Origin of the sequence: Enterobacter bugandensis (assembly GCF_900324475.1) — a bacterium.
Taxonomy (GTDB): Bacteria; Pseudomonadota; Gammaproteobacteria; order Enterobacterales; family Enterobacteriaceae; genus Enterobacter; species Enterobacter bugandensis.
Window position 1 is genome coordinate 488,289 of record NZ_LT992502.1, and the last position, 23,178, is coordinate 511,466.

At 57.6% G+C, this 23,178-nt stretch carries 23 protein-coding genes and 1 pseudogene; 16 read left to right on the forward strand and 8 right to left on the reverse strand.

Translation table 11 applies throughout. The annotated features are described in order from the left end of the window. The first annotated feature begins 12 nt into the window (after positions 1-12). Positions 13-1,583: pseudogene (locus tag DG357_RS02380) on the forward strand (methyl-accepting chemotaxis protein). On the opposite strand, the gene DG357_RS02385 reads toward DG357_RS02380, so the two are convergent. Together DG357_RS02385 and fbp are read right to left on the reverse strand one after the other, a co-directional pair. Further along, on the reverse strand, positions 1,555-1,911 hold the full coding sequence (locus tag DG357_RS02385) for a helix-turn-helix domain-containing protein (protein WP_028015292.1): 357 nt from the start codon (positions 1,909-1,911) through the stop codon (positions 1,555-1,557). The pseudogene DG357_RS02380 and the gene DG357_RS02385 sit on opposite strands and share 29 nt — an antisense overlap. Before the next feature lie 148 nt (positions 1,912-2,059). Then, entirely contained in the window at positions 2,060-3,058 is a 999-nt protein-coding gene (gene fbp, locus DG357_RS02390; RefSeq protein WP_028015293.1) for a class 1 fructose-bisphosphatase, read from the reverse strand. Between the two features lie 197 nt (positions 3,059-3,255). On the opposite strand from fbp, the gene mpl reads away from it, so the two are divergent. Further along, a complete protein-coding gene (gene mpl / locus DG357_RS02395) occupies positions 3,256-4,629 on the forward strand; it encodes a UDP-N-acetylmuramate:L-alanyl-gamma-D-glutamyl-meso-diaminopimelate ligase (RefSeq protein WP_028015294.1) in 1,374 nt (457 codons plus the stop codon). A 74-nt stretch (positions 4,630-4,703) separates the two neighbouring features. Here the strand turns inward: mpl and yjgA are convergent, their stop codons facing one another. After that, complete coding sequence (gene yjgA / locus DG357_RS02400) at positions 4,704-5,255, reverse strand: ribosome biogenesis factor YjgA (protein ID WP_028015295.1); 552 nt, start codon at positions 5,253-5,255, stop codon at positions 4,704-4,706. Positions 5,256-5,350: 95 nt separating this feature from the next. Here yjgA and pmbA point away from each other — a divergent pair, with 95 nt between their 5' ends. Together pmbA and cybC are read left to right on the forward strand one after the other, a co-directional pair. Continuing rightward, positions 5,351-6,703, forward strand: coding sequence for a metalloprotease PmbA (gene pmbA / locus DG357_RS02405; RefSeq protein ID WP_032644960.1), 1,353 nt, complete (start codon positions 5,351-5,353; stop codon positions 6,701-6,703). Positions 6,704-6,743: 40 nt separating this feature from the next. Beyond that, positions 6,744-7,130 (forward strand): cytochrome b562, encoded by a 387-nt coding sequence (gene cybC / locus DG357_RS02410; protein WP_028015297.1) that lies wholly within the window; start codon positions 6,744-6,746, stop codon positions 7,128-7,130. Positions 7,131-7,200: 70 nt separating this feature from the next. Here the strand turns inward: cybC and DG357_RS02415 are convergent, their stop codons facing one another. Next, entirely contained in the window at positions 7,201-7,356 is a 156-nt protein-coding gene (locus DG357_RS02415) for a Hok/Gef family protein (protein ID WP_041911460.1), read from the reverse strand. Between the two features lie 416 nt (positions 7,357-7,772). Here DG357_RS02415 and DG357_RS02420 point away from each other — a divergent pair, with 416 nt between their 5' ends. From DG357_RS02420 to DG357_RS02475, 12 genes are all read left to right on the forward strand, one after another. Then, entirely contained in the window at positions 7,773-8,111 is a 339-nt protein-coding gene (locus DG357_RS02420) for a PRD domain-containing protein (protein ID WP_026080657.1), read from the forward strand. A 10-nt stretch (positions 8,112-8,121) separates the two neighbouring features. Beyond that, positions 8,122-8,484: an SFCGS family glycine-rich protein gene (locus DG357_RS02425; RefSeq protein WP_023293430.1), complete on the forward strand. Its 363-nt coding sequence runs from the start codon at positions 8,122-8,124 to the stop codon at positions 8,482-8,484. 2 nt (positions 8,485-8,486) lie between these two features. Next, the gene (locus tag DG357_RS02430; protein ID WP_006810338.1) at positions 8,487-8,786 is read left to right on the forward strand and encodes a DUF4312 family protein; all 300 of its coding nucleotides are present in this window, start codon (positions 8,487-8,489) and stop codon (positions 8,784-8,786) included. A 22-nt stretch (positions 8,787-8,808) separates the two neighbouring features. Beyond that, complete coding sequence (locus DG357_RS02435) at positions 8,809-9,585, forward strand: DUF4311 domain-containing protein (RefSeq protein ID WP_023310182.1); 777 nt, start codon at positions 8,809-8,811, stop codon at positions 9,583-9,585. Between the two features lie 13 nt (positions 9,586-9,598). After that, on the forward strand, positions 9,599-10,240 hold the full coding sequence (locus tag DG357_RS02440) for a DUF4310 family protein (protein WP_003856081.1): 642 nt from the start codon (positions 9,599-9,601) through the stop codon (positions 10,238-10,240). Between the two features lie 42 nt (positions 10,241-10,282). Continuing rightward, a complete protein-coding gene (locus DG357_RS02445; protein WP_088204686.1) occupies positions 10,283-11,416 on the forward strand; it encodes an amidohydrolase/deacetylase family metallohydrolase in 1,134 nt (377 codons plus the stop codon). After that, positions 11,400-12,518 (forward strand): DgaE family pyridoxal phosphate-dependent ammonia lyase, encoded by a 1,119-nt coding sequence (locus DG357_RS02450; protein WP_028015299.1) that lies wholly within the window; start codon positions 11,400-11,402, stop codon positions 12,516-12,518. Before DG357_RS02445 ends, DG357_RS02450 begins: the two co-directional genes overlap by 17 nt. Then, a complete protein-coding gene (gene dagF / locus DG357_RS02455; RefSeq protein WP_041911457.1) occupies positions 12,515-13,255 on the forward strand; it encodes a 2-dehydro-3-deoxy-phosphogluconate aldolase in 741 nt (246 codons plus the stop codon). Before DG357_RS02450 ends, dagF begins: the two co-directional genes overlap by 4 nt. A gap of 25 nt (positions 13,256-13,280) precedes the next feature. After that, complete coding sequence (locus DG357_RS02460) at positions 13,281-14,417, forward strand: lactonase family protein (protein WP_088204685.1); 1,137 nt, start codon at positions 13,281-13,283, stop codon at positions 14,415-14,417. 19 nt (positions 14,418-14,436) lie between these two features. Further along, complete coding sequence (locus DG357_RS02465) at positions 14,437-16,347, forward strand: BglG family transcription antiterminator (RefSeq protein WP_048999489.1); 1,911 nt, start codon at positions 14,437-14,439, stop codon at positions 16,345-16,347. A gap of 77 nt (positions 16,348-16,424) precedes the next feature. Beyond that, entirely contained in the window at positions 16,425-16,667 is a 243-nt protein-coding gene (locus DG357_RS02470; RefSeq protein WP_023331889.1) for a type II toxin-antitoxin system RelB/DinJ family antitoxin, read from the forward strand. Continuing rightward, on the forward strand, positions 16,657-16,941 hold the full coding sequence (locus DG357_RS02475; RefSeq protein ID WP_088204684.1) for a type II toxin-antitoxin system RelE family toxin: 285 nt from the start codon (positions 16,657-16,659) through the stop codon (positions 16,939-16,941). The genes DG357_RS02470 and DG357_RS02475 overlap by 11 nt, the downstream gene beginning before the upstream one ends. 3 nt (positions 16,942-16,944) lie before the next feature. Here DG357_RS02475 and nrdG read toward each other — a convergent pair whose 3' ends face one another. From nrdG to DG357_RS02495, 4 genes are all read right to left on the reverse strand, one after another. Continuing rightward, positions 16,945-17,409: an anaerobic ribonucleoside-triphosphate reductase-activating protein gene (nrdG, locus tag DG357_RS02480; protein WP_088204683.1), complete on the reverse strand. Its 465-nt coding sequence runs from the start codon at positions 17,407-17,409 to the stop codon at positions 16,945-16,947. 85 nt (positions 17,410-17,494) lie between these two features. Next, positions 17,495-19,633 carry an anaerobic ribonucleoside-triphosphate reductase gene (gene nrdD, locus DG357_RS02485; RefSeq protein WP_048960133.1) on the reverse strand — a complete coding sequence of 713 codons (2,139 nt, stop codon included), beginning with the start codon at positions 19,631-19,633 and terminating at the stop codon, positions 17,495-17,497. 369 nt (positions 19,634-20,002) lie between these two features. Next, the gene (locus DG357_RS02490; protein ID WP_088204682.1) at positions 20,003-20,575 is read right to left on the reverse strand and encodes a fructose PTS transporter subunit IIA; all 573 of its coding nucleotides are present in this window, start codon (positions 20,573-20,575) and stop codon (positions 20,003-20,005) included. A gap of 1 nt (position 20,576) precedes the next feature. After that, positions 20,577-23,174, reverse strand: a complete 2,598-nt coding sequence (locus DG357_RS02495) for a glycoside hydrolase family 38 N-terminal domain-containing protein (protein WP_088204681.1) — start codon at positions 23,172-23,174, stop codon at positions 20,577-20,579. Positions 23,175-23,178: the final 4 nt, after the last annotated feature.

Sequence of the window (23,178 nt, forward strand, 5' to 3'; positions counted from 1 at the left end):
GGAAATAATATCATGCTTAAAACGCTATCGATTCGTACCGGCTTGCTCTCTTTACTGGCCGTTATGACCCTTCTGCTGCTGATTGTCAGCGGCATCGGCATTTATGCCCTCACACAGAGTTCTTCCTCACTGCAGCGCATTAATCACCTTCAGGGTGAGCAGATGGTGCAGCTGAATACCGGCTATACGCTGATCCTGCGCGCGCGCAATGAGGCAGGTCAGGCCGTCCGCATGATGGAAATAGGCATGCTGGACGATGCGGCCAAAGCGGTAAAAAACATCAATCAGGAAGTCGCCCTGGCCCGGAAAACGTTAAAAGGCGTGATTGACGGCGGCGTGGCTGACGAACAGGGGCAGCAGCTCCTCGACAAAGTCGCGGCCAGCCTGGCGACGTATAACCAGCAGGGGATCGGCCCGATGCTGAAAACCCTGAATGACCAGAGCGCAGATAGCTATTACGATCTGCTGGAGAACACGCTGATTCCGGTGGCGAAGCAGTTCGATAACGACATGCAGGCGTTTCAGAAATGGAGCGAAGCGCGGGGTCAGGCGGAAGTGCGTGCCGTGCAGGCGAGTAAAACCCGCGTGCTGATCCTGATTATTGTCGCCGCGCTGCTGACGGCGGGCATTATCGCGCTCGCCTGGCTGGCGCTGCGCCATATGCTGCTCAAGCCGCTGTCGGCCTCCATTGCGCAGCTGGAGAACGTGGCGGCGGGCGATTTAACCCACACGCTGAATGCCCCGGCGAGCCAGGAGTTTAACCGCCTCAATGCGGCGATAGAGGAGATGCGTCAGTCGCTGATGAGCTCGGTTCTGCGGGTTCGCGATGCCAGCTCGCAAATTGATACCGGCAGCCGCGAGCTGACGGCGGGGAACCGGGATCTTGCCGAGCGCACCGAATCCACCGCCACGTCGCTGGAACAGACCGCCGCCAGCATGGAGCAGATCACCGCCACGGTGAAGCTTAACGCCGACAACGCCGAGCAGGCGCACCAGCTGGCGAAGTCTGTTTCCGACACCGCCGATCACGGCAGCGAAATGGTCTGCTACGTGATTGAAAAAATGCGCGATATCTCCGGCAGTTCGGCGCGCATCGCCGACATCCTGAGCGTGATTGACGGTATTGCCTTCCAGACCAACATTCTGGCGCTTAACGCTCCGTGGAAGCGGCGCGCGCGGGAGAGCAGGGGCGCGGGTTTGCCGTGGTCGCGGGTGAAGTCCGCAACCTTGCCAGCCGCAGCGCCGACGCGGCGAAAGAGATCCGCTCTCTGATCGGCGATTCGCAGGCCCACGTTAACGAGGGCAGCGAGCTGGCCCAGCAGGCGGGTGAAACGATGGATGAGATTGCCACCGAAGTGCTGCGCATGACCAAACTGATGCGCGAAATTGCCACCGCGTCTCAGGAGCAGAGCCGCGGCATCGAGCAGGTGAATATTGCGGTGAACCAGATGGATGAAACCGCGCAGCAGAATGCGGCGCTGGTGCAGCAATCCTCCGCCGCGACCCGCTCCCTTGAGGAGCAGTCGCGTCAGCTGATGGAAGCCATGTCATCATTTAAAGTGACGGCTCAGACTGCGGCATAATATTTCCCAGCCCCGGTGCGTTCTGTGCCGGGGCTTTATTTTTCGCGGAATTTACCGCCGCAATATTATCGTGAATATCACCCATTAATAATTCCAGCGAGCTGGTTAACGCTAACGCTTTTTCAGTCGGCTCGAGATATAAACCTTTGCGGAAAAATAACGGCTCATCAAACAGTTGATTAAAACGCTTCAACGCCAGGCTCACCGCAGGACGTGACATCTCCAGGCGCAAAGAGGCTTTTGCCATACTGCCGCAGCGGACGACTTCAATAAATACAGGGATAAGATTTAAATCAATGCCGGTATTAGCCCGGGAATAATTTTTCATTGCAATTCTGCTCCAGGAAATAAATGTCAAACTGTTATGGAAATAATGCAGGAGCAGGGGTGAAGATTAAAGCGTGATTTTTATAAACACTTATACGGTAAAATATATAAATGTGTTGGGGAGCCAGACTGGCTCCCCGGGAGAGATATTACGCGTCCGGGTACTCACGGATAAAACGTTCAACGTCTTCAACCATATGGTTGTTGCCAACGAAGAACGAACGGCGCTGGTGAAGGCTTTCCGGCACGATGTCCAGAATACGCTGTTTACCGTCGCTCGCCTTGCCGCCCGCCTGTTCGGCCAGGAACGCCATCGGGTTGCATTCGTACAGCAGGCGCAGCTTCCCGTCCGGGTGGCTGGCGGTGCTTGGGTAGAGGTAGATACCGCCCTTCAGCAGGTTACGGTGGAAATCCGCGACCAGAGAGCCAATGTAGCGGGACGTGTAAGGGCGCTGGGTCGCTTTATCTTCTTCCTGGCAGAATTTGATGTACTTCTTCACGCCGTTCGGGAACTTGATGTAGTTGCCTTCGTTGATGGAGTAAGTGCTGCCTTTCTCCGGGAAGCGCATACGTTCCTGACACAGGCAGAAGACGCCCAGCGACGGATCGTAGGTAAAGGCGTGAACCCCGCATCCGGTGGTGTAGACCAGCATGGTGGACGAGCCATAAACGACGTAACCGGCCGCAACCTGGTTACTGCCCGGCTGCAGGAAATCTTCCTCGGTTACCGGCGTACCAACAGGCGTGACGCGGCGGTAGATGGAGAAAATGGTACCGACAGAAACGTTAACGTCGATGTTGGATGAGCCGTCGAGCGGATCCATCAGTACGACGTATTTCGCGTGTTCACACCCTTCGAAAACAACAATTTCATCTTCTTCTTCGGAGGCGATACCCGCAACGATGTCGCGCGCGCGCAGTGCAGCTTTCAGTTTTTCATTTGCGAACAGATCGAGTTTCTGCTGAACCTCGCCCTGAACGTTCTCGGCACCGCTGGCACCCAGGATATCGACCAGACCGGCCTTGTTGATATCACGGTGGATGATCTTAGCGCCCAGCTTTATTGCCGACAGCAAAGCAGTGAGTTCACCCGTAGCATGAGAGAACTCGTGCTGCTTTTCGACAATAAATTCACCTAACGTTTTCATAACACTTTCCCTGCATCTTTGTGAGTAGAGCGATTGTATGTTCACTAAAACGACTAAAGCCCAACAATCTTAACAAATATTCAAATAGTAGCGCAGAGGTGAATCGCGCCAGCAACATACGGATTTACCTGAAATGCGTTTCACAGCCGCTAACATGTGAGTAAAATGTGCGCCACATTAAAGAAGGATAGTGACGTATGCGCATTCATATATTGGGGATTTGTGGCACTTTCATGGGCGGACTGGCAATGCTGGCGCGCTCGCTGGGCCATGAAGTGACAGGTTCGGACGCCAATGTGTATCCGCCGATGAGCACGCTTCTGGAGAAACAGGGCATCTCTTTAATTCAGGGCTACGATGCCAGCCAGCTGGATCCCGAGCCGGATCTGGTCATCATTGGCAACGCCATGACCCGCGGTAACCCGTGCGTTGAAGCGGTGCTGGAACGCAATATTCCGTTCATGTCCGGCCCGCAGTGGCTGCATGATTTCGTGCTGCGCGACCGCTGGGTGGTTGCCGTAGCCGGTACCCACGGCAAAACCACCACCGCCGGCATGGCGACCTGGATCCTTGAAGCCTGCGGCTACAAGCCGGGCTTCGTGATCGGCGGCGTGCCGGGTAACTTCGACGTCTCTGCGCGTCTCGGCGACAGCCCGTTCTTTGTGATTGAAGCGGATGAATACGACTGCGCATTCTTCGACAAGCGTTCCAAATTCGTGCACTACTGCCCGCGCACGCTGATCCTCAACAACCTTGAGTTTGACCACGCGGATATCTTTGACGACCTGAAAGCCATTCAGAAACAGTTCCACCACCTGGTGCGCATTGTTCCGGGCCAGGGCCGCATTATCCTGCCGGAGAACGACATCAACCTGAAGCAGACCATGGCGATGGGCTGTTGGAGCGAGCAGGAACTGGTGGGCGAGCAGGGCCACTGGCAGGCGAAAAAACTCAACGCGGATGCCTCCGAGTGGGAAGTACTGCTCGACGGTGAGAAAGTGGGCGAGGTGAAGTGGGGCCTGGTGGGCGAGCACAACATGCACAACGGCCTGATGGCGATCGCCGCGGCGCGCCACGTGGGCGTGCTGCCTGCGGATGCGGCCAATGCGCTGGGGACGTTTATCAACGCCCGCCGCCGCCTGGAGCTGCGCGGCGAAGCGAACGGCGTGACGGTGTATGACGATTTCGCGCACCACCCAACGGCCATTCTGGCGACGCTTGCTGCGTTACGCGGCAAGGTTGGCGGCACCGCGCGCATTCTGGCGGTGCTGGAACCGCGCTCGAACACCATGAAAATGGGCATCTGCAAAGACGACCTCGCACCGTCCCTGGGACGTGCCGACGAAGTCTTCCTGCTGCAGCCGCAGCATATTCCGTGGCAGGTGGCTGAAGTGGCCGATGCCTGCATTCAGCCTGCGCACTGGAGCGCGGACGTGGATGTCTTAGCGGATATGGTGGTGAAAGCCGCACAGCCTGGCGACCACATTCTGGTGATGAGCAACGGCGGGTTCGGTGGGATCCATCAGAAGCTGCTGGACGGTCTGGCGAAGAAAGCCGCGGCCGCAGAGTAAAAAAAAGCCCGGTGGCGCTAGCGCTTACCGGGCCTACATTATCTCTTCTCCCTCTCCCCTTTGGGGTGAGGGGCTTACTCTGCGTTTTCAGACAGCTCGCGCAGATACTGGAAAATCAGACGCGCGGATTTCGGCGGCTTATTCCCCTCTTTCTCTTTCTTCGCGTTGCGGATCAAAGAACGCAGCTGCTGGCGGTCGGCATCCGGCCACAGGTTCAGCACTTCCGGTACCGCATCATCACCCTGTTCAATCAGACGATCGCGGATCTGCTCCAGCTTATGGAACAGCGCAACCTGCTGGTTGTGGCGGTTTTTCAGCTTGTCCAGCGCCTGACGGATCGGATCCACGTCGCGCTGACGCAGCATTTTACCGATAAGCTGAAGCTGGCGACGACGGCCTTCTTTCTTGATTTTCTGTGCCAGTTCAATGGCATCACGCAGATCCTGGTCGAGCGGGATCTTATCCAGCGCGTTTTTACCCAGTTCTACCATTTCTGCGCCAAGCTGTTTTAACTCTTCGGCGTCACGTTTAATTTCACTTTTACTGACCCAGATGATCTCATCATCTTCGTCTTCGATGTCATCACCGGGAACGTCGTCGAGCCAGTCTTCGGGCTGCTTAGTCATGTCAGGCTCCTTAAAAAAAGAGGCTAATGTTACCAGTTAAGACGCGCACTGAAAAACGGTTCTCTGTTAGACTTCACTTAACTCTCTCTTACAGTATGGCATTTGCGATGAAAGTAACCTCACAAGTTGAAGCGCAGCGTAAGATTCTGGAAGAAGCCGTCTCCACCGCGCTGACGCTCGCTTCAGGTAAATCAGATGGCGCCGAAGTGGCGGTCAGCAAAACCACCGGCATTAGCGTGAGCACCCGCTATGGCGAAGTGGAGAATGTAGAATTTAACAGCGATGGCGCGCTTGGGATCACGGTGTATCACCAGAACCGCAAAGGCAGTGCGTCGTCCACCGATCTCAGCCCGGATGCCATCGCCCGCACGGTGCAGGCGGCGCTGGATATCGCCCGTTACACCTCTCCGGATCCTTACGCAGGCGTGGCGGATAAAGATCTGCTGGCGTTTGACGCGCCGGATCTCGATCTGTTCCATCCGGCGGAAGTGACCCCGGACGAAGCCATTGAGCTGGCCGCGCGCGCCGAGCAGGCGTCTTTGCAGGCTGACAAGCGCATCACAAATACCGAAGGCGGCAGCTTCAACAGCCACTACGGCATCAAAGTTTTCGGCAACAGCCACGGCATGCTGCAGGGCTACTGCTCCACCCGTCACTCGCTTTCAAGCTGCGTAATTGCCGAAGAGAACGGTGACATGGAGCGTGACTACGCCTACACCATTGGCCGCGCGCTGGGGGATTTGCAGTCTCCTGAATGGGTGGGCAAAGAGTGTGCCGAACGCACGCTGTCTCGCCTGTCGCCGCGTAAGCTCTCCACCATGAAGGCCCCGGTCATTTTTGCCAATGAAGTGGCGACCGGCCTGTTTGGTCATCTGGTGGGCGCTATCGCGGGCGGCTCGGTGTACCGTAAATCCACCTTCCTGCTCGACTCGCTGGGCAAGCAGATCCTGCCGGAGTGGCTGACTATCGAGGAACATCCGCACCTGCTGAAAGGGCTGGCCTCCACGCCATTCGACAGCGAAGGCGTGCGCACGGAACGCCGCGATATTGTTAAAGACGGCATTCTGACCCAGTGGCTGCTGACCAACTACTCCGCACGCAAGCTGGGGCTGAAAAGCACCGGACATGCGGGCGGGATCCACAACTGGCGCATTGCCGGTCAGGGCCTGAACTTCGAGCAGATGCTGAAAGAGATGGGCACCGGTCTGGTGGTCACCGAGCTGATGGGCCAGGGCGTAAGCGGCATCACCGGCGACTATTCTCGCGGTGCGGCAGGCTTCTGGGTCGAAAACGGCGAAATTCAGTATCCGGTGAGCGAAATTACCATCGCCGGTAACCTGAAGGACATGTGGCGCAATATCGTTACGGTCGGTAACGATATTGAAACACGTAGCAATATACAGTGTGGTTCTGTATTACTGCCGGAAATGAAAATCGCCGGCCAGTAATACCCGAAAAGCGTTTTAATAATAAAAAAGGAAGTGAGCAATGCGTAAACACCTGTTAGCGATCGTCGCGGCTTCAACGCTGGTTCTTGGCTCTTCTGCGTTTGCTGCCGATCTCGAAGACAACATGGACATCCTCAGTCAAAACCTGAAGGTAGTGCAGAAAACGGACAATGCGGCGGAAATGAAAGGCGCACTGACCAAAATGCGTGAAGCGGCGCTGGACGCGCAAAAAGCGACGCCGCCAAAGCTGGAAAGCAAAGCGGCAGACAGCGCAGAGATGAAAGACTATCGCCACGGCTTTGACGTGCTGGTCGGTCAGATCGACGGCGCGCTGAAGCTGGCTAACGAAGGCAAAGTGAAGGAAGCCCAGGCGGCGGCCGACCAGTTTGTGGCGACGCGCAACACGTACCACAAGAAATACCGTTAATTGGGTGCCTGAGCTGTACGTCCTTCCTCCGTATGCGGAGGCGCACTAAGCGCCCCCGCATCCTTGCTCCCTACTGGCCGGAGCGACAATCCATCCGCGCTGTCACTTCAAGCGAGCCGTTTCGAAAACGGATCTCGCACAGTGTTTTCCTCGTCACCAGCGTTAAGATGATTATTGTCAAAGCAACAATCATCGAAACCCGGATAATTGGGGATTGGCGTTTCATGGATGCCTCCTTGCTTTAAAGCGGGCGAGGTAGCGAACTCCACGGTCCGACGTGTCGTTTCGAGCCCCCGCCCTGATTTTCTATCAGGCGGGGCTTTCCACTTTCCGTCCCATGCCTGAGACGGTCAGTCTCAAGCACCCGCAGCCACTCTAGCGAATCCCCATAAGAAAACCTTATCCACGTCACATTTCTACGAGCCTGCTCGTAAACTTTTCCACTCCGCTTACCTGTTTAGTGCCGCTTAATAGCGTGATATTCATCACGTAAATGCGGTCGTTAATCCAGATTCACCATATTTATGTGGCACAGATCACTGCTGCGGCTCGCCTTTCCACTTCGAAGTGGAAAACAACTCGCTACAAACCCTTCACGCCCAACGTTAGTTTTATTCCAGAGCCATTAACGGGGTAAGACGAGTGATTAACGGAGCGGTAATGAACGACGTTGGGGAACAGGCGGTACAAACAGAACAGCTCGCGAACACCATGCTGCAGCAGGTTTATGCCCTGCTGGCCCGGCACAACATCATCCCCAATGCGGTACAGGAGCAGATGCTCACCTCCCACGTTCGCGCAATGGCGCACCGGTCCGTGACCGGCGAGCCGCTGCCGGAGGTTGAAGCAGAGCTGTTCGACGAAATTTCACCAGATTCAATGCAGCTTGCCCGTGAAGTGGTGGCGCAGTTTGGCAACCTTCCTGATGAAGAGGCCTGGCTGCTCTCCGTTCACTTTGAAGTCGCGAAAGACAACCTTTAAGGAGCAACACATGGAACAGATTACAGTCGTGATTGGCGATCGCCTGGGTAAAGGTCAGAAAGTGGCTGCGGGTGTGGAAAAAGCAGGTGGACGCGCAGTGGTTGTGCCGGGCATGGCGGCGGACATGAAGCTCGGGGACGTAATGAAAGCGGAAAACGCCACCTTCGGCATCTCCTTCTGCGGCAGCGGCGGCGCGGGTGCCATCACCGCCCAAACCAAATATGGCTACAAGGCCAAATACGGCATGCGTTCCGTGGAAGAGGGCGTGACCGCCATCAACGAAGGCTGCAACGTGCTGGGCTTTGGGTTTATGGATAAAGAAGAGCTGGGCGAGCGTCTGGTGCAGGCGTGGCAGAAGAAATACGGCGCATAAGCATGAAAGAACAGTTCACAACCACGGTGAGAGTGAAGGGGAAGGGCGACGCCAAAGCGCGCGCCTTTGCCGACGCCCTCAACCACGTTCAGGCCGCGGTGATGAAAGCCTCACCGCATATCTTACTGCGTATTGAGCCACAGGATGTGCAGGTTGTTCAGGCGCAAGAAGCGGTGCGTAAAGAAGCGTTTCTGTTCTTCTTTTTGCGCCGGGAAAGACGCACCTACAGCGTGGAGCTGGATGTGACCGTCAACGTGACCGCCATCAATCTCGACCAGGTGGATTTCGTCACGCAACGCTGATTATTCATAAAAGGGCAGACTGATGTTCTTAATTATATTAATAAAATCGCTCATCATTGGCGGCCTGGTTGGCGTCGGTGTCGGAGCCGGGGCTGCACGCATGTTTCATGCGCCTACCACTCAGGGTATGGGCGCGTTTCGTACGTTGGGGGAACTGAACTCCTGTGAAGGGGATCCGGCGTCCCACTTCTCCTTTGGGTTAGGTTTCTTCTTTAACGCCTGGGCCTCTTCCGTGGCTGCAGGTGCCTTCACACAGGACGTTGACCACCGCATCATCCCGAACTGGGGGGCTGCTGCACTGATGATCAAAAACCGTAACGTCGGCGAAACGCTGCACGATCCCCGCAAAATGGCAATTGCCTGCGGCGTGATTGGCATGCTCGTCGTCACCTTCCTGAACCTGACCGCCTCCTCCGTGCCGGCAGCGCTGCAGGTCACCGCCGTGAAGGTGCTGGTGCCTGCCGCGAACCTGCTGGTTAACACCGTGATGCCGGTGATCTTCTGGCTGGCGGCCATCGACGCGGGTAAAAAATCGGGCTTCTGGGCCACCATCTTTGGCGGCGCGGCGCAGCTGATCATGGGGAACGCCGTACCGGGTCTGGTTCTCGGCATCCTGATCGGTAAAGGCGTTGAGGAGAGCGGCTGGAACCACGTCACCAAAGTGATGATGGCGGCGATCGTCCTGCTGTTCGTGTTGAGCGGCTTCTTCCGCGGCTTCGACATGAAGATGATCGAATCCTTCCATCTGACCGTGCCGAACTGGCTCGACATGATCCACAACTCGCTCAGCGGTAAATAACAGGAGCCTCTAAATGGAACAGAATAAAGGTTTTTGGTATGCCGACTGGTCGTTCCCGATCTTCGTTGGCCTGCTCTCCTCCGGCGTCTTCGCCGGGACGCACATGTACTACCTCTACGGCATCGGCGCGTTTAACGAAGTGGCCTTCGTGGCGATGCTGAAAGCGGGAATCGATACCGGCGTCTACGGCGCGGTGGCGGCGTTCGGCGCGAGCTTCCTGTTCGCCCGCATTATTGAAGGGTCGCTGGTGGGTATTCTCGACATCGGTGGGGCGATCCAGACCGGCGTGGGCCTCGGCGTACCGGCGCTGCTGCTGGGCGCGGGGATCATGTTCCCGGTGACCAACTTCATTGCCTCGCTGATTACCGGCCTGGTGATTGGTCTGGCGATTGGCTACGTCATCATCCTGGCGCGTAAGTTCACCATCAACCAGAGCAACTCCACCTACGGCGCAGACGTGATGATGGGCGCGGGTAACGCCTCCGGCCGCTTCCTCGGGCCGCTGATTATCCTCAGCGCGATGACCGCCTCCATTCCAATCGGCGTCGGTTCGCTGGTAGGCGCGCTGCTGTTCTACATCTGGCAGAAGCCGATTACCGGTGGCGCCATCCTCGGCGCAATGATTTTGGGCTGGCTGTTCCCGGTCGCCCTTTAATACCCGCGGGCGCTCCGGCGCCCGCCCTATCAGGAGATCCTCATGTTTGATTTACTCCTGCGCCGTGCGCGCCTCGCCGACGATACCCTGACCGATATCGCCATTCAGGACGGGAAGATCGCCGCGACGGGCGAAATTGACGCTCCCGCCCGTAAAACGGTTGAGCTTAACGGTGACGTGTACGTTAGCGCGGGCTGGATTGACTCCCACGTTCACTGCTACCCGAACTCACCGATTTACCACGACGAGCCGGACAGCGTGGGTATTGCCACCGGCGTCACTACCGTGGTGGACGCGGGCAGTACCGGGGCCGACGACGTGGACGATTTTTACGACATCACCCGCAAAGCCTCCACCGACGTCTTTGCCCTCCTGAATATCTCCCGCGTGGGGCTGATTGCCCAGAACGAGCTGGCCAACATGGCAAACATTGACGCCGATGCGGTGAAGCAGGCGGTGAAGCGCCACCCGGATTTTATTGTCGGCCTGAAGGCGCGCATGAGCAGCAGCGTGGTCGGTGAAAACGGCATCACGCCGCTGGAGCGCGCCAAAGCCATCCAGAAAGAGAATGGCGACTTGCCGCTGATGGTGCACATCGGCAATAACCCGCCGAACCTCGATGAAATCGCCGAGCTGTTAAGCTCCGGCGACATCATTACCCACTGCTATAACGGCAAGCCTAACCGCATTCTGACGCCGTCCGGCGAGCTGCGCGCCTCCATCACCTCCGCCCTTAAGCGTGGCGTGCGTCTGGACGTCGGCCACGGCACGGCGAGCTTTAGCTTTGAGGTGGCGAAACGCGCCATCGCGATGGGCATTCTGCCGCACACCATCAGCTCGGATATCTACTGCCGCAACCGCATCAACGGCCCGGTTGGCTCGCTGGCAAGCGTGATGTCGAAGTTTCTCGCCATCGGCATGTCATTGCCGCAGGTGATTGACTGCGTGACCTCGAACGCCGCCGACGGCCTGCGCCTGACGCGCAAGGGTCGCATCCAGCCGGGTCTCGACGCCGACCTGACGCTGTTCACGATTAAACGCCAGCCAACGGTGCTGACGGACGCTGAAAACGACAGCCTGCAGGCTGAACACATTCTGATGCCGCTTGCCGCGATCCGCGCGGGCAAGGGCTACATGACCGAACAAGGGAGCACGGAACATGCCTTCGATTTATGAGAAGTATAATTTAAAGCAGGTTATCAACACCTCTGGCCGCATGACGGCGCTGGGCGTCTCCACGCCGCGCCCGGAAGTAGTGCAGGCGGCGATGGACGGCATGAATCATTACTTCGAGATGAAGGATCTGGTCAATAAAACCGGGGAATACATCGCGAAGCTGCTGGATGTGGAAGGCGCGACGGTGGTCTCCTGCGCGTCGGCGGGCATCGCCCAGTCCGTGGCGGCGGTGCTGGTAAAAGACAGCGACTGGCTGCTGGAAAACCTGCACGTCACGCCAATCGAGAACAATGAAATCGTCCTGCCGAAAGGCCACAACGTTAACTTTGGCGCGCCGGTCGGCACCATGGTGGCGCTGGGCGGCGGCAAGCTGGTGGAAGCGGGTTACGCCAACGAATGCTCCGCCGACCAGCTGGCGGCGGCCATCACCCCGCGCACGGCAGCGATCCTCTACATCAAATCGCACCACTGCGTGCAGAAAAGCATGCTCAGCGTCGAGCAGGCGGCAGTCGTCGCACGTAAACACTCCCTGCCGCTGATCGTCGATGCCGCAGCGGAAGAAGATCTGCACGTGTACTACCGCTCCGGCGCGGATCTGGTGATTTACAGCGGCGCGAAGGCGATCGAGGGGCCAACCAGCGGCCTGGTGATCGGCAAAACCCAGTACGTCGAGTGGGTGAAACGCCAGACGGCGGGCATTGGCCGCGCTATGAAGGTGGGTAAAGAGGGGATCCTCGGCTTGACCTGCGCCATTGAACACTACCTGACGGCCACCAAGGAAAGCGGTGCCGAGATGGTGGCGAAAATGACGCCGTTTATCGACGCGCTCAACACCCTGAACGGCGTCACCGCCCGCGTGGTCTGGGACAGCGCGGGTCGCGATATCGCCCGCACCGAAATTAAGTTCGACGAAGCCACCACAGGCGTCGGCACGGGTGACCTGGTGAACGCGCTCAAGCAGGGCGAATACGCCATCTATTTCCGTGGCTACAAGGCCAACGAAGGGATTATCGAAGCGGACGTGCGTAGCGTAAGTGCTGACCAGCTGAACATCGTCTACCGCCGCATTAGCGAAGTATTAGGACAGGAGAAAAACGCATGAAACTGACCCCCAATTTTTACCGTGACCGCGTCTGCCTGAACGTGCTGGCCGGCTCAAAGGCCAACGCCAGCGCCATTTACGAGGCGGCGGAAGGTCACGTGCTGGTGGGCGTGCTCTCCAAAAATTACCCGGACGTGGCGAGCGCGGTCGCGGATATGCGCGAGTACGCGGCGCTGATTGATAACGCGCTCTCCGTAGGGCTGGGCGCGGGCGATCCGAACCAGTCGGCGATGGTGAGCGAGATCTCCCGCCAGGTGCAGCCGCAGCACGTTAATCAGGTCTTCACCGGCGTGGCCGCGAGCCGCGCGCTGCTGGGGCAGAATGAATCGGTGGTCAATGGCCTGGTCTCTCCGACCGGTACCGTCGGCATGGTGAAAATCTCCACCGGCCCGCTGAGCAGCAAAGCGCCGGACGGCATCGTGCCGGTTGAAACGGCGATTGCCCTGCTGAAAGACTTCGGCGGCAGCTCGATTAAGTACTTCCCGATGGGCGGCCTCAAGTGCCGTGACGAATACCAGGCGGTGGCGGAAGCCTGCGCCCGTCACGACTTCTGGCTGGAGCCGACGGGGGGGATCGATCTGGAAAACTATGAGGCGATCCTGCAGATCGCCCTCGACGCGGGCGTAAGCAAAATCATCCCGCACATCTACAGCTCGATTATCGACAAAGCCAGCGGCGATACGCGTCCGGAAGATGTGCGTACGCTGCTGGCGATGACGAAGAAGCTGGTGAAATAGAACTCACACATATAAAGGAGCCACCATGCACACCCGTAACCTGCTTGTCGCTTCACTCTCAATGCTTGCCACCGCCGCCATCGCCCAGACGCAATACGCCTGGGTGGGCACCTATAATCCGAACGGTGAAGGGCTGTACCGTTTTACCATCGACCCGCAAACCGGCGCGCTGGACGATAAAACGCTGGTGAGCAAACTGCCGAACGCGGCGCAGTTGACCCTTTCGCAAGACGGTAAAACGCTGTATCTGGCAAGCGAAGTGGAGCAGGGCGTGGTGCAGGCGCTGCGCGTCGGCGATAACGGTGAGCTGAGCGAGCTGAATCAGGTGGCCTCCGGTGGCGCCGGGCCGGTGTATCTTTCGCTAACGCCAAACGGCAAGCATCTGCTGGTGGCGAACTACGTCAGCGGATCGATTGCCGTTTTGCCCGTCAACGCGGACGGCAGCCTGGGTGACGCGACGGACAGACATCAGGACCAGGGCGAACCGGGCGCGGCGAAGCCGGAAGCGGCTGTCGAAGGTAGCTTTGCCATCAGCGATCACAACGGCCCGCATGCGCACATGATCGCCGCCGATCCGAGCGGGAAATACGTTTTTTCCACCGATCTTGGGCTGGATCGTATCTATCAGTACCGCTTTGACGATCGAACAGGAAAGCTAACGCCGAACGATCCGCCGTTTATCAGCGCCTCCTCAAAAGGCGCCGGCCCGCGTCATTTTGTTTTTACGCCGAAAGGCGATGCCCTGTGGCTGATTAACGAAGAGGCGTCGACGCTCACCCATTATGCGCTGGACAGCAGCGGCAGGCTGAAAGAGGGCAAAACGGTCTCTGCCCTGCCGGACGGTTACAAAGGCACCAGTTTTGCTGCCGGGCTGGCGCTAAGCGCCGATGGTAAACAGCTGTATGTGGCGAACCGTTTGCATAACAGCATCGGGCACTTTACCGTAACAGCGGAGGGCACGCTGAGGCATCAGGAGGATGTCTGGACGCGCGGCGACTACCCGCGCACCCTGACGCTCGATAAGCAGGGACGCTGGCTGTACGTCATGAACCAGCGCAGCGACAACATTACCCGTTTCCGCGTGGCGCAGGACGGCAAGCTGAGCTTCGAGCCAGACTATACCCCGGTCGGCAGCCCATCCCAGATGGTCATTTCACCCTGAGCAGTAAGAGGACAACGACGTGCGATTTCCGAACCAACGTTTAGCGCAACTTTTCGATCTGTTGCAAAACGAGACGCTGCCGCAGGACGAGCTGGCGCAGCGGCTGTCGGTCTCCACGCGAACCGTCCGCGCAGATATCACCGCCCTGAACGCGCTGCTGGCGAGCCACGGCGCGCAGTTTATTCTGAGCCGGGGTAACGGCTACCAGCTTAAAATTGACGATGCCGAGCGCTATCAGCAGCTTCAGGCATCACACCCGCGCGCGCTGCGTATTCCCCGAACGGGACCGGAGCGCGTGCACTATCTGGTGGTGCGTTTCCTGACGTCGGCGTTTTCACTTAAGCTTGAAGATCTGGCCGACGAGTGGTTTGTCAGCCGCGCCACCTTGCAGAGCGACATGGTGGAAGTGCGCGAGTGGTTCCAGCGCTATAACCTGACGCTGGAAACCCGCCCGCGCCACGGCATGAAGCTGTTTGGCAGCGAGATGTCGGTCCGCGCCTGCCTGACCGATCTTCTGTGGGAGCTGGCGCAGCAGGACAGCCTTAACCCGCTGGTGACGGAGGTCGCGCTCAACGCCGGGGTACCGGAGCAGATGGTGGTCGTGCTTCACGACGCGCTCACCCGCCATCACATTCGTCTGACCGACGAAGGCGAACTGTTCCTGCGCCTGTACTGCGCGGTGTCGGTGCGGCGCATCAGCGAGGGGTATCCGCTGCCGGAATTCCACGCGGAAGACGTGGAAGAGAACGTGCGCGAGGCGGCGAAGGATATCGCGGTGGCCATTCAGGAGCTGGCGGGCAAGGCGCTTGCGCCATCGGAAGAGAGCTGGCTGTGCGTCCACATCGCGGCGCGGCAGATTCAGGAGATTGCCCCCAGCGCGATTAACGCCGACGACGACGAAGCGCTGGTCAACTATATCCTGCGCTACATCAACACCCACTATAACTACAACCTGCTCAGCGACGCGCAGCTGCACGCCGATCTGCTCACGCACATTAAAACCATGATCACCCGCGTGCGCTATCAAATCATGATCCCCAATCCGCTGCTGGACAACATCAAGCAGCACTATCCGATGGCGTGGGATATGACTCTCGCGGCGGTATCGAGCTGGGGGAAATACACGCCGTATGCGATCAGCGAGAATGAGATTGGTTTTCTGGTGCTGCACATCGGCGTGGGGCTGGAGCGCCACTACAACATCGGCTACCAGCGCCAGCCGCGCGTGCTGCTGGTGTGCGACGCCGGTAATGCGATGGTGCGCATGATCGAGGCGGTGCTCCAGCGCAAATATCCGCAGATCGAGGTGACGCGCACGCTCACTCTGCGCGAATACGAGCTGGCGGATGCCATCGGCGAAGACTTTGTCATCTCCACCGCCCGCGTGAGTGAAAAATCTAAACCGGTGGTGACGATCGCCCCGTTCCCGACCGATTATCAATTAGAGCAGATCGGCAAGCTGGTGCTGGTGGACCGCACCCGCCCGTGGATGCTGGAGAAATACTTCGACGCGGCCCATTTCCGCATTCTCGACAAGCCTGTTGACCAGCAAACGCTGTTCCGCGAGCTGTGTGAACAGCTTGAGGCCGAAGGCTTTGTCGGCGCGGAGTTTCTGGATTCGGTCGTTGAGCGTGAAGCTATCGTCAGCACCATGCTCGGCGACGGCATCGCGCTGCCGCACTCCCTCGGCCTGCTGGCACAGAAAACGGTGGTCTATACGGTGCTGGCTCCGCAGGGTATTCAGTGGGGGGATGAAACGGCGCACGTCATCTTCCTGCTCGCCATCAGCAAAAGCGAGTACGAAGAGGCGATGGCGATTTACGACATCTTCGTCACTTTCCTGCGAGAACGCGCAATGACGCGCCTGTGCCAGTGCGAGGATTTTGCGGCGTTTAAGGCTGAGGCGATGGAGAGTTTGAGCCGGTTTTGAGAGGCGTTATCCAGAATTCGATGTAATGCGAATGTAATGCTAAACTGCATTACAGATTCGATTTTACTGGAGGCATAATGGCCACGCTTAACGTCCGTCTGGATGACAAACTCAAAAATGAGGCGTATGCCGTGCTGGAAAAACTCAATATTACCCCAACGGAAGCCGTGCGGTTACTGTTTCAGTACGTTGCGGAAACAGGGCGTATGCCGGTGAAAACTGTCACCATCAGTGACAGTGAAGATGAACTGATACAGACAGTCCGGGAGCGACTGGCGAATCCACAAAAGGGAATTAAGGTTAGTCTGGATGATTTATGAACTGGAGTTCGACCCGAGGGCTTTAAAGGAGTGGCATAAGCTGGGCGATACGGTGAAATGCCAGTTTAAAAAGAAACTTGCTGACGTCTTAGTGAACCCCAGAATTGAATCGGCCCGCCTGCACGGCCTGTCGGATTGCTACAAAATAAAACTCAGATCTCTGGGTTATCGTTTGGTTTATCAGGTTCAGGATAACGTAGTTACGGTATTTGTTATCGCTATCGGAAAGAGAGAGAAATCAGCCGTTTATCATGAAGCAAATAAACGGCTTTAGCATTTAACGCAGGTGATGCACAACCTGGTTGCTGCTGCCGCGCCAGATCAGGGCCGGGTCTTTCAAATCCTTCACGAACTTGCCGTCCACCAGCACGTTAATCAAATCCACGACTTCCCTCTGAGCAGCATTCAGCTCTTCCAGCTTATATCCCGTCCAGACCCAGATATCTTTTCCCGCGCACTCGCGGCGAATGCGTTTCACCAGCTTCAGGATCTCCGGCACGTTTTGCGGATGAAGCGGATCGCCGCCGGAGAGCGAAATCCCCTGGCGTTTGATGCGCGTGTCGTTCAGGTCGTTGATGATGCGGTCTTCCATTTCAGCGGTAAACGGCATGCCGGAATTTACGCGCCAGGTGCTTTTGTTGTAGCAGCCTGGGCACTCATGAACGCAGCCTGAAACGAACAGGGTGCAGCGGGTACCGGGGCCGTTGACGATGTCGACGGGGTAGTACTGATGGTAGTTCATAGCGGTTAACTAAGCCGGGTACAGTGTGAGTGCGGATTGTAGGCCCGGTAAGCGTAGCGCCACCGGGCATAAATGTGGCAGTGGCTCAACCGATCTGCCCATTCCCCAGATGTTTCACCCGGCGCTTCACCTCTTCCTGCTTGCCGGCGTTAAACGGACGGGCATCCGGGCTGCCGAGATAGCCGCACACGCGACGGGTCACGGAGACACGGGCTGCATCGTGGTTGCCGCATTTCGGGCAGGTAAAGCCTTTGCTCGTACACTCGAACTCACCGGTAAAGCCACACTCGTAGCATTCGTCGATTGGCGTATTGGTCCCGTAATACGGCACGTGCTGATAGCTATAATCCCACACGTCTTCCAGCGCCTTCAGGTTGTGCTGGATGTTCGGGTACTCGCCGTAGCAGATGAACCCGCCGCTGGCGATGGGCGGATAGGCCGCTTCGAAGTCGATCTTGTCGTACGGGTTTACCTTTTTCTCCACGTCGAGGTGGAAGCTGTTGGTGTAGTACCCTTTGTCGGTCACGCCTTCCACAATCCCGAACTCGGCGGTGTCCAGACGGCAGAAGCGGTCGCACAGGTTCTCGCTCGGCGTACTGTAGAGGCTAAACCCGTAGCCAGTTTCCTCTTTCCACTGGTCAACCGCGTCGCGCAGGCGCTGGACAATCGCAATGCCTTTTTCGCGCAGGGCCGCGCTGTCGTACATATGCGCGTCGCCAGACAGGGCGTTGATGGTTTCGTGGATGCCGATATAGCCCAGCGAAATCGACGCGCGGCCGTTTTTGAAGATCTCGGACACGTCATCGTCCGCCTTCAGGCGCACGCCGCAGGCCCCTTCCATATAGAGGATGGGCGCCACGCGGGCTTTCACCCCTTCAAGGCGTGCGATACGGGTCATCAGCGCCTTACGCGCCAGCTGCAGGCGTTCATCCAGCAGTTTCCAGAATTCAGCTTCATTGCCTTTGGCCTCCAGCGCGATGCGCGGCAGGTTCAGGCTGATGACGCCCAGGTTGTTACGCCCGTCGTGGATCTGCTCGCCGTTTTCATCCTCGTACACTCCGAGGAAGCTGCGGCAGCCCATAGGCGTTTTAAACGAGCCGGTGACTTTTACCACCTGGTCGTAGTTCAGAATGTCCGGGTACATGCGCTTGCTCGCGCACTCCAGCGCCAGCTGTTTGATGTCGTAGTTCGGATCGCCAAACTTGTGGTTCAGGCCGTCGCGGATGGCGAACACCAGTTTCGGGAACACCGCAGTTTTGCGGTTCTTGCCGAGGCCGGAAATACGGTTGCGCAGAATGGACTGCTGGATCAGGCGTGATTCCCAGCTGGTGCCCAGGCCAAAACCGAAGGTTACAAACGGCGTCTGCCCGTTGGCGGTGTGCAGCGTGTTCACTTCATATTCCAGCGACTGGAACGCGTCGTAGCACTCTTTTTCGGTACGGGAGCGCGCATAGCCGTCCGCGTCCGGGATCTGCCACTCTTCGGCAGTTTTCCGATGCTTGTTGAAGCTCGCCGTCACGAACGGGGCCAGCACTTCGTCAATGCGGTTAATGGTGGTCCCGCCATAAATGTGGCTCGCCACCTGAGCGATGATCTGTGCCGTTACCGCTGTCGCCGTGGAGATCGACTTAGGCGGTTCAATCTCGGCGTTACCCATTTTAAAGCCCTGGGTCAGCATGCCTTTCAGGTCGATCAGCATGCAGTTGAACATCGGGAAGAACGGCGAGTAATCGAGGTCGTGATAGTGGATCTCGCCGCGCTCGTGTGCCGAGACCACGTCGCGCGGCAGCAGATGCTGGCGGGCATAGTGTTTGGCGACGATACCGGCCAGCAGATCGCGCTGGGTCGGGATCACTTTGCTGTCTTTGTTGGCGTTTTCATTGAGCAGGGCAGAGTTGGTCTGCTCCACCAGGCCACGGATCTCCTGATTCAGGCGACCGCGCTTCTCACGCTGCACGTCGCGATCGTGGCGATACTCAATGTAGGCGCGGGCTAACTGTTTGTAGGGGCCAGCCATCAGCTGGTTTTCAACCGCGGTCTGGATCTCGTTGATATCGACCTGGCTGCGTTCAGTCATCTGGCTGCTAACGACTTCTGCGACGGTGGCGCAGTAATCTGCGTCATCGACTCCCGCTGCTTTAGCTGCACGCAGAATGGCTTCCTGGATGCGCTCTGATTTAAACGGCACTTTACAGCCATCACGTTTCATCACATGCGGTGTCATGATCACTCCATTTTTAAAAACAGGTTATCCACAGAGGTGGAGAAGTATTCACCGGACGTATTCCCCGCCAGGCCAAAGACTTCCCCCGTTCCCAGCTCGTGTTATCCACAATTCCGGCCAGCGTAAGCGCCGTCTTGTTGTTGGAATAGTAGACGATTAATACAAGATGTTGGGTCGGCGTGCATTTTAAGTTCTACATATAGTGATTTGCATCAAACAAGTTTGCGATTTATTTGACGCAGAACAAAGTAAAAAGACGAGAGTACAAACGGCGGGCGCTTCAGCCTTTGTAAAGACGCGAAGGAAAAATCTGATTAATTATTCAACAAAAACAAGCGCTCAACGTGGTACATGCTGAGCGCCGTTCGGTTAACTCACCGCGCAGGCCCAGCTCAATCCTGCCTGTAAAAAGGCTGCGGTAGCGATACTGCCCAGTATCACCGGAATGAGAAGGGAGCGGTCAGGGGCCGCATCCTGTTTTTGAGGTTCTTCAGCACTCAGGGCGGACATCGCCTCTTCCCGGGTGCGCGCCGCCAGAAGCTGCGCGCGCACTCGATCTTCTGTCAATAAACTGGTCAGCGTCGTCAGCAGCTGCATATGGGTACTGCCTGCTTCCGCGGGCGGAATGGCGAGCAGGAAAACCATTCTGACCTCTTCATCACCGTCCAGCCCCGGCCAGCGTATCGGGTCGTCAAAGAGTGCCACACAAAACGCCGCCTGCTGCACCGCCTCGGTTTTACCGTGCGGAACGGCGAGTGCTTCACCCAGCGCGGTAGGGCCTTCGCTTTCGCGCTGTAACACGCTCTGGATGAATGTTTCTTCATCGCAGATGATTTTTCGCCTGGCGAGCGGTTCGGCGAGCCAGCGGATCAGCGCTTCAGGCGTACGGTGCGGCGGGTTGATAAAAACCAGATCGGGGTGCGTCAATGCAAGCAAGTTCATATTAAGCCTCCATCAAAAAATCGCAGGTTGCGAAAGGGGGGATTGCCGTTACCGGCGGCACAGGCTCTTCCAGATAGTTGATCTGACGTAGCCCCGCCAGACTTTCCGGGACGGGAACCGGCTGCGTCCCGGCGTTAAACACCCGGACGACGGTGCCATTCGACCGTTGCGCATGGGGCAGGGCAGAAAGGACTAGCGGCTCCGGCAGGGTCAATAATGAGAATTCTGCCGGAAGCCTGTGGTCGGGCAGACGCAACGCAAAGCGCTCAAGGCGGTGATCGAGCGTGTGTAACGATTGCCGTTGGTAGGTGAAGGGCTGTCCGGCCGCCTGATTTTCCAGCTGGCGAAGCGTGAGATGATCGGCGCTGTCGGCCAGCGCGACGGTAAATGAAAAGTGCAGCGGTTTCAGCAACTGCGCATCGGGGGTCTCAACCACCGTATTATTAATGCCGGACGCACGGCCCGGTCGCCAGTCGAGATCGTTGCGCCCGAGCACGCCCGTCGCTTTAAACAACGTCAGGGCAATCGTCGCGGGTTCGCTGCCGATAATCTGAAATTCCTTCATACCGCGACTATTCACCACCAGCGCTTTGCCCGCTTCCGCGACAGCGATAATGCCTTCGGTGGTTTCGATATCCACGGGCATCTCGCGATAGCGCTCCTGCCAGTTTCCACTCTCACACCCCGTATCGCGCTGGATTATCGCGAAGGGCTGGGAGGCGATAGCGTGACGGGTGCGAATATCGCTGCCGATCAGTAAACGTAGCCGGTGATCGCAGTGGCTGTTTTCCAGCGAAGCCTCGACGTACAGGTTCGGATCGTCTTCGCGTAATGTGCACTCCAGACGAATGGATAACGGCGTTCGGGCAGTATCCTGGCGTCCGGCGAGATCTGGCGGAAGAAACAGGGTGGCTTCAACGATCAGCTTTTCGACAAGCGGCGTTTTCAGGCAGCCGATGAGCGTGAAATGGTCGCATCGCGTCGGCGTTTCGCCCGCAAGCGGTGAGAAATCGTAGCTGTCGCCCGCATCCGCACAGTCTTCAAGGGTAAAGAACGAGGGGATGCATCTGCCGCTGCGTTTGTCGTGCAGAGTTAGCGTGCCGTCGTCCAGCGTTAATCGATACTGTGCATTCTCTATCTCGCTGCCCGTTGTCTGTTCAGGCTGCCGGAAAGGCGCCGGGTCATCTTCAACGTTAACGCTGAGATAGCCGACCGGCGGCAGAACCGGTGTTTTCACAGCAACGTGCCAGCGGTAATAAGGGGGAAGGGGCGTTTCACACTCGCCTTCGGCGTTAAGGGAGATCGCCGTTCCGCCGGGCAACACGTCTCTTTTCAGGACGTCGAAGGGGATGGCCTGCCCCTGATACGACAGGGCGATATTTTCAGCGCGGCTATAGAGAGTGGTTTTCACCACGCGCTGCGTTTGCGTGGCCAGCGGGTTAAAAATCAGCAGATCGCCTTCCCGAGCGCAGGCGGCGGCCAGGGTTTTCACCACCAGGTTCCACAGGCTATGGCACAGCTGTTCGGTTTGCTCCAGTCGATGCAAAATATCGCGGTTGGTGGCATCGCTGTTACAGCCGCCGATGGAGTCATGGGCATGGCTTCGCAACAGCTTCTTCCAGAGCGTATCGACCACCGAGAGGTTGACCGGGAGCCCCTGATGACGCGCCATGGCGATTGTCGGCTCCAGCTGCCGCAGGATGAACTGCTCAACTGCATCATTTTTCTTTTTAATGTCGTAGCGCACGGAGCCGATCGTTTTATGGATGCGGGTGTAGCGCGGCGATTTCAGCTCTCCTTCCCAAAATTCAAACTGCTCACGCTGCGCGCGCAGAATGTCGACGTAGTGCTCCAGCGAACTGATGACGTAACGGTCCTCATCCGGGGAGCGTGCGCTGGCGACCTGCAGGATTTTCGGCAGCGCTGGGTCGATGCTGACCTGATCGCCGCCGCAGGGCAGCAGCAGGTCATTTATTCCGGCCCGCGAGCGCAGAAGATTGACCATCGGGAAGATTTTTCCCTGCAAATGGCTCGCGTCTGAAGAGATGTTTTTAGCCGCGCCATAACCGAGCGCCATCGCGCAGGCGATAACTGTCTCCCCTGACGGCGCGCGCCAGAGGAACTGGCTGCTTTTCGCCTGTCTGTCGTGATCGACGCCGCGCCAGAAGACGATGTTGTCGATATTGCAGCCCTGCAAAATCGTGGGCATCTGCGCATTGTGGCCGAAGGTATCCGGAAGATACCCAACCTGCATGGCGTGCCCCAGCTTACGGGCAGAGAAGATGCCGTATTTGAGGTTGCGGATAATGGATTCGCCATGCACGTTGTAGGTATCCGTCTGGGTATACCACGGCCCCACAAAAATCCTTTTCGCTCTGACCAGCGTCTCCAGCCTGGTGCGATACTCGGGATTGATAGCGAGAAAGTCTTCTACCACCGCCATCTGTCCATCAAGGTGATAGCAGCTGTAAGCCGGGTCCTGCTCCAGCGTGTCGATGACGTCCGCAAAGTTATATGACGCCAGCACCATGCTGTCCTGACGGGTGAAATACCACTCCTGATCCCAGTGCGTATGGGCAATGACGTGGATCTGATTCATGACC

Excerpts from the sequence above, each read along its gene's own strand:
- DG357_RS02475 (WP_088204684.1), top strand. The coding sequence starts at position 16,657 with ATGATTTATGAACTGGAGTTCGACCCGAGGGCTTTAAAGGAGTGGCAT.
- DG357_RS02430 (WP_006810338.1), top strand. The coding sequence starts at position 8,487 with ATGAAAGAACAGTTCACAACCACGGTGAGAGTGAAGGGGAAGGGCGAC.
- DG357_RS02490 (WP_088204682.1), bottom strand. The coding sequence starts at position 20,575 with ATGAACTTGCTTGCATTGACGCACCCCGATCTGGTTTTTATCAACCCG.
- fbp (WP_028015293.1), bottom strand. The coding sequence starts at position 3,058 with ATGAAAACGTTAGGTGAATTTATTGTCGAAAAGCAGCACGAGTTCTCT.
- pmbA (WP_032644960.1), top strand. The coding sequence starts at position 5,351 with ATGGCATTTGCGATGAAAGTAACCTCACAAGTTGAAGCGCAGCGTAAG.
- DG357_RS02425 (WP_023293430.1), top strand. The coding sequence starts at position 8,122 with ATGGAACAGATTACAGTCGTGATTGGCGATCGCCTGGGTAAAGGTCAG.
- nrdD (WP_048960133.1), bottom strand. The coding sequence starts at position 19,633 with ATGACACCGCATGTGATGAAACGTGATGGCTGTAAAGTGCCGTTTAAA.
- DG357_RS02435 (WP_023310182.1), top strand. The coding sequence starts at position 8,809 with ATGTTCTTAATTATATTAATAAAATCGCTCATCATTGGCGGCCTGGTT.
- mpl (WP_028015294.1), top strand. The coding sequence starts at position 3,256 with ATGCGCATTCATATATTGGGGATTTGTGGCACTTTCATGGGCGGACTG.
- DG357_RS02460 (WP_088204685.1), top strand. The coding sequence starts at position 13,281 with ATGCACACCCGTAACCTGCTTGTCGCTTCACTCTCAATGCTTGCCACC.
- DG357_RS02495 (WP_088204681.1), bottom strand. The coding sequence starts at position 23,174 with ATGAATCAGATCCACGTCATTGCCCATACGCACTGGGATCAGGAGTGG.
- DG357_RS02385 (WP_028015292.1), bottom strand. The coding sequence starts at position 1,911 with ATGAAAAATTATTCCCGGGCTAATACCGGCATTGATTTAAATCTTATC.
- dagF (WP_041911457.1), top strand. The coding sequence starts at position 12,515 with ATGAAACTGACCCCCAATTTTTACCGTGACCGCGTCTGCCTGAACGTG.
- DG357_RS02445 (WP_088204686.1), top strand. The coding sequence starts at position 10,283 with ATGTTTGATTTACTCCTGCGCCGTGCGCGCCTCGCCGACGATACCCTG.
- yjgA (WP_028015295.1), bottom strand. The coding sequence starts at position 5,255 with ATGACTAAGCAGCCCGAAGACTGGCTCGACGACGTTCCCGGTGATGAC.
- DG357_RS02415 (WP_041911460.1), bottom strand. The coding sequence starts at position 7,356 with ATGAAACGCCAATCCCCAATTATCCGGGTTTCGATGATTGTTGCTTTG.
- cybC (WP_028015297.1), top strand. The coding sequence starts at position 6,744 with ATGCGTAAACACCTGTTAGCGATCGTCGCGGCTTCAACGCTGGTTCTT.
- DG357_RS02470 (WP_023331889.1), top strand. The coding sequence starts at position 16,425 with ATGGCCACGCTTAACGTCCGTCTGGATGACAAACTCAAAAATGAGGCG.
- DG357_RS02440 (WP_003856081.1), top strand. The coding sequence starts at position 9,599 with ATGGAACAGAATAAAGGTTTTTGGTATGCCGACTGGTCGTTCCCGATC.
- nrdG (WP_088204683.1), bottom strand. The coding sequence starts at position 17,409 with ATGAACTACCATCAGTACTACCCCGTCGACATCGTCAACGGCCCCGGT.
- DG357_RS02450 (WP_028015299.1), top strand. The coding sequence starts at position 11,400 with ATGCCTTCGATTTATGAGAAGTATAATTTAAAGCAGGTTATCAACACC.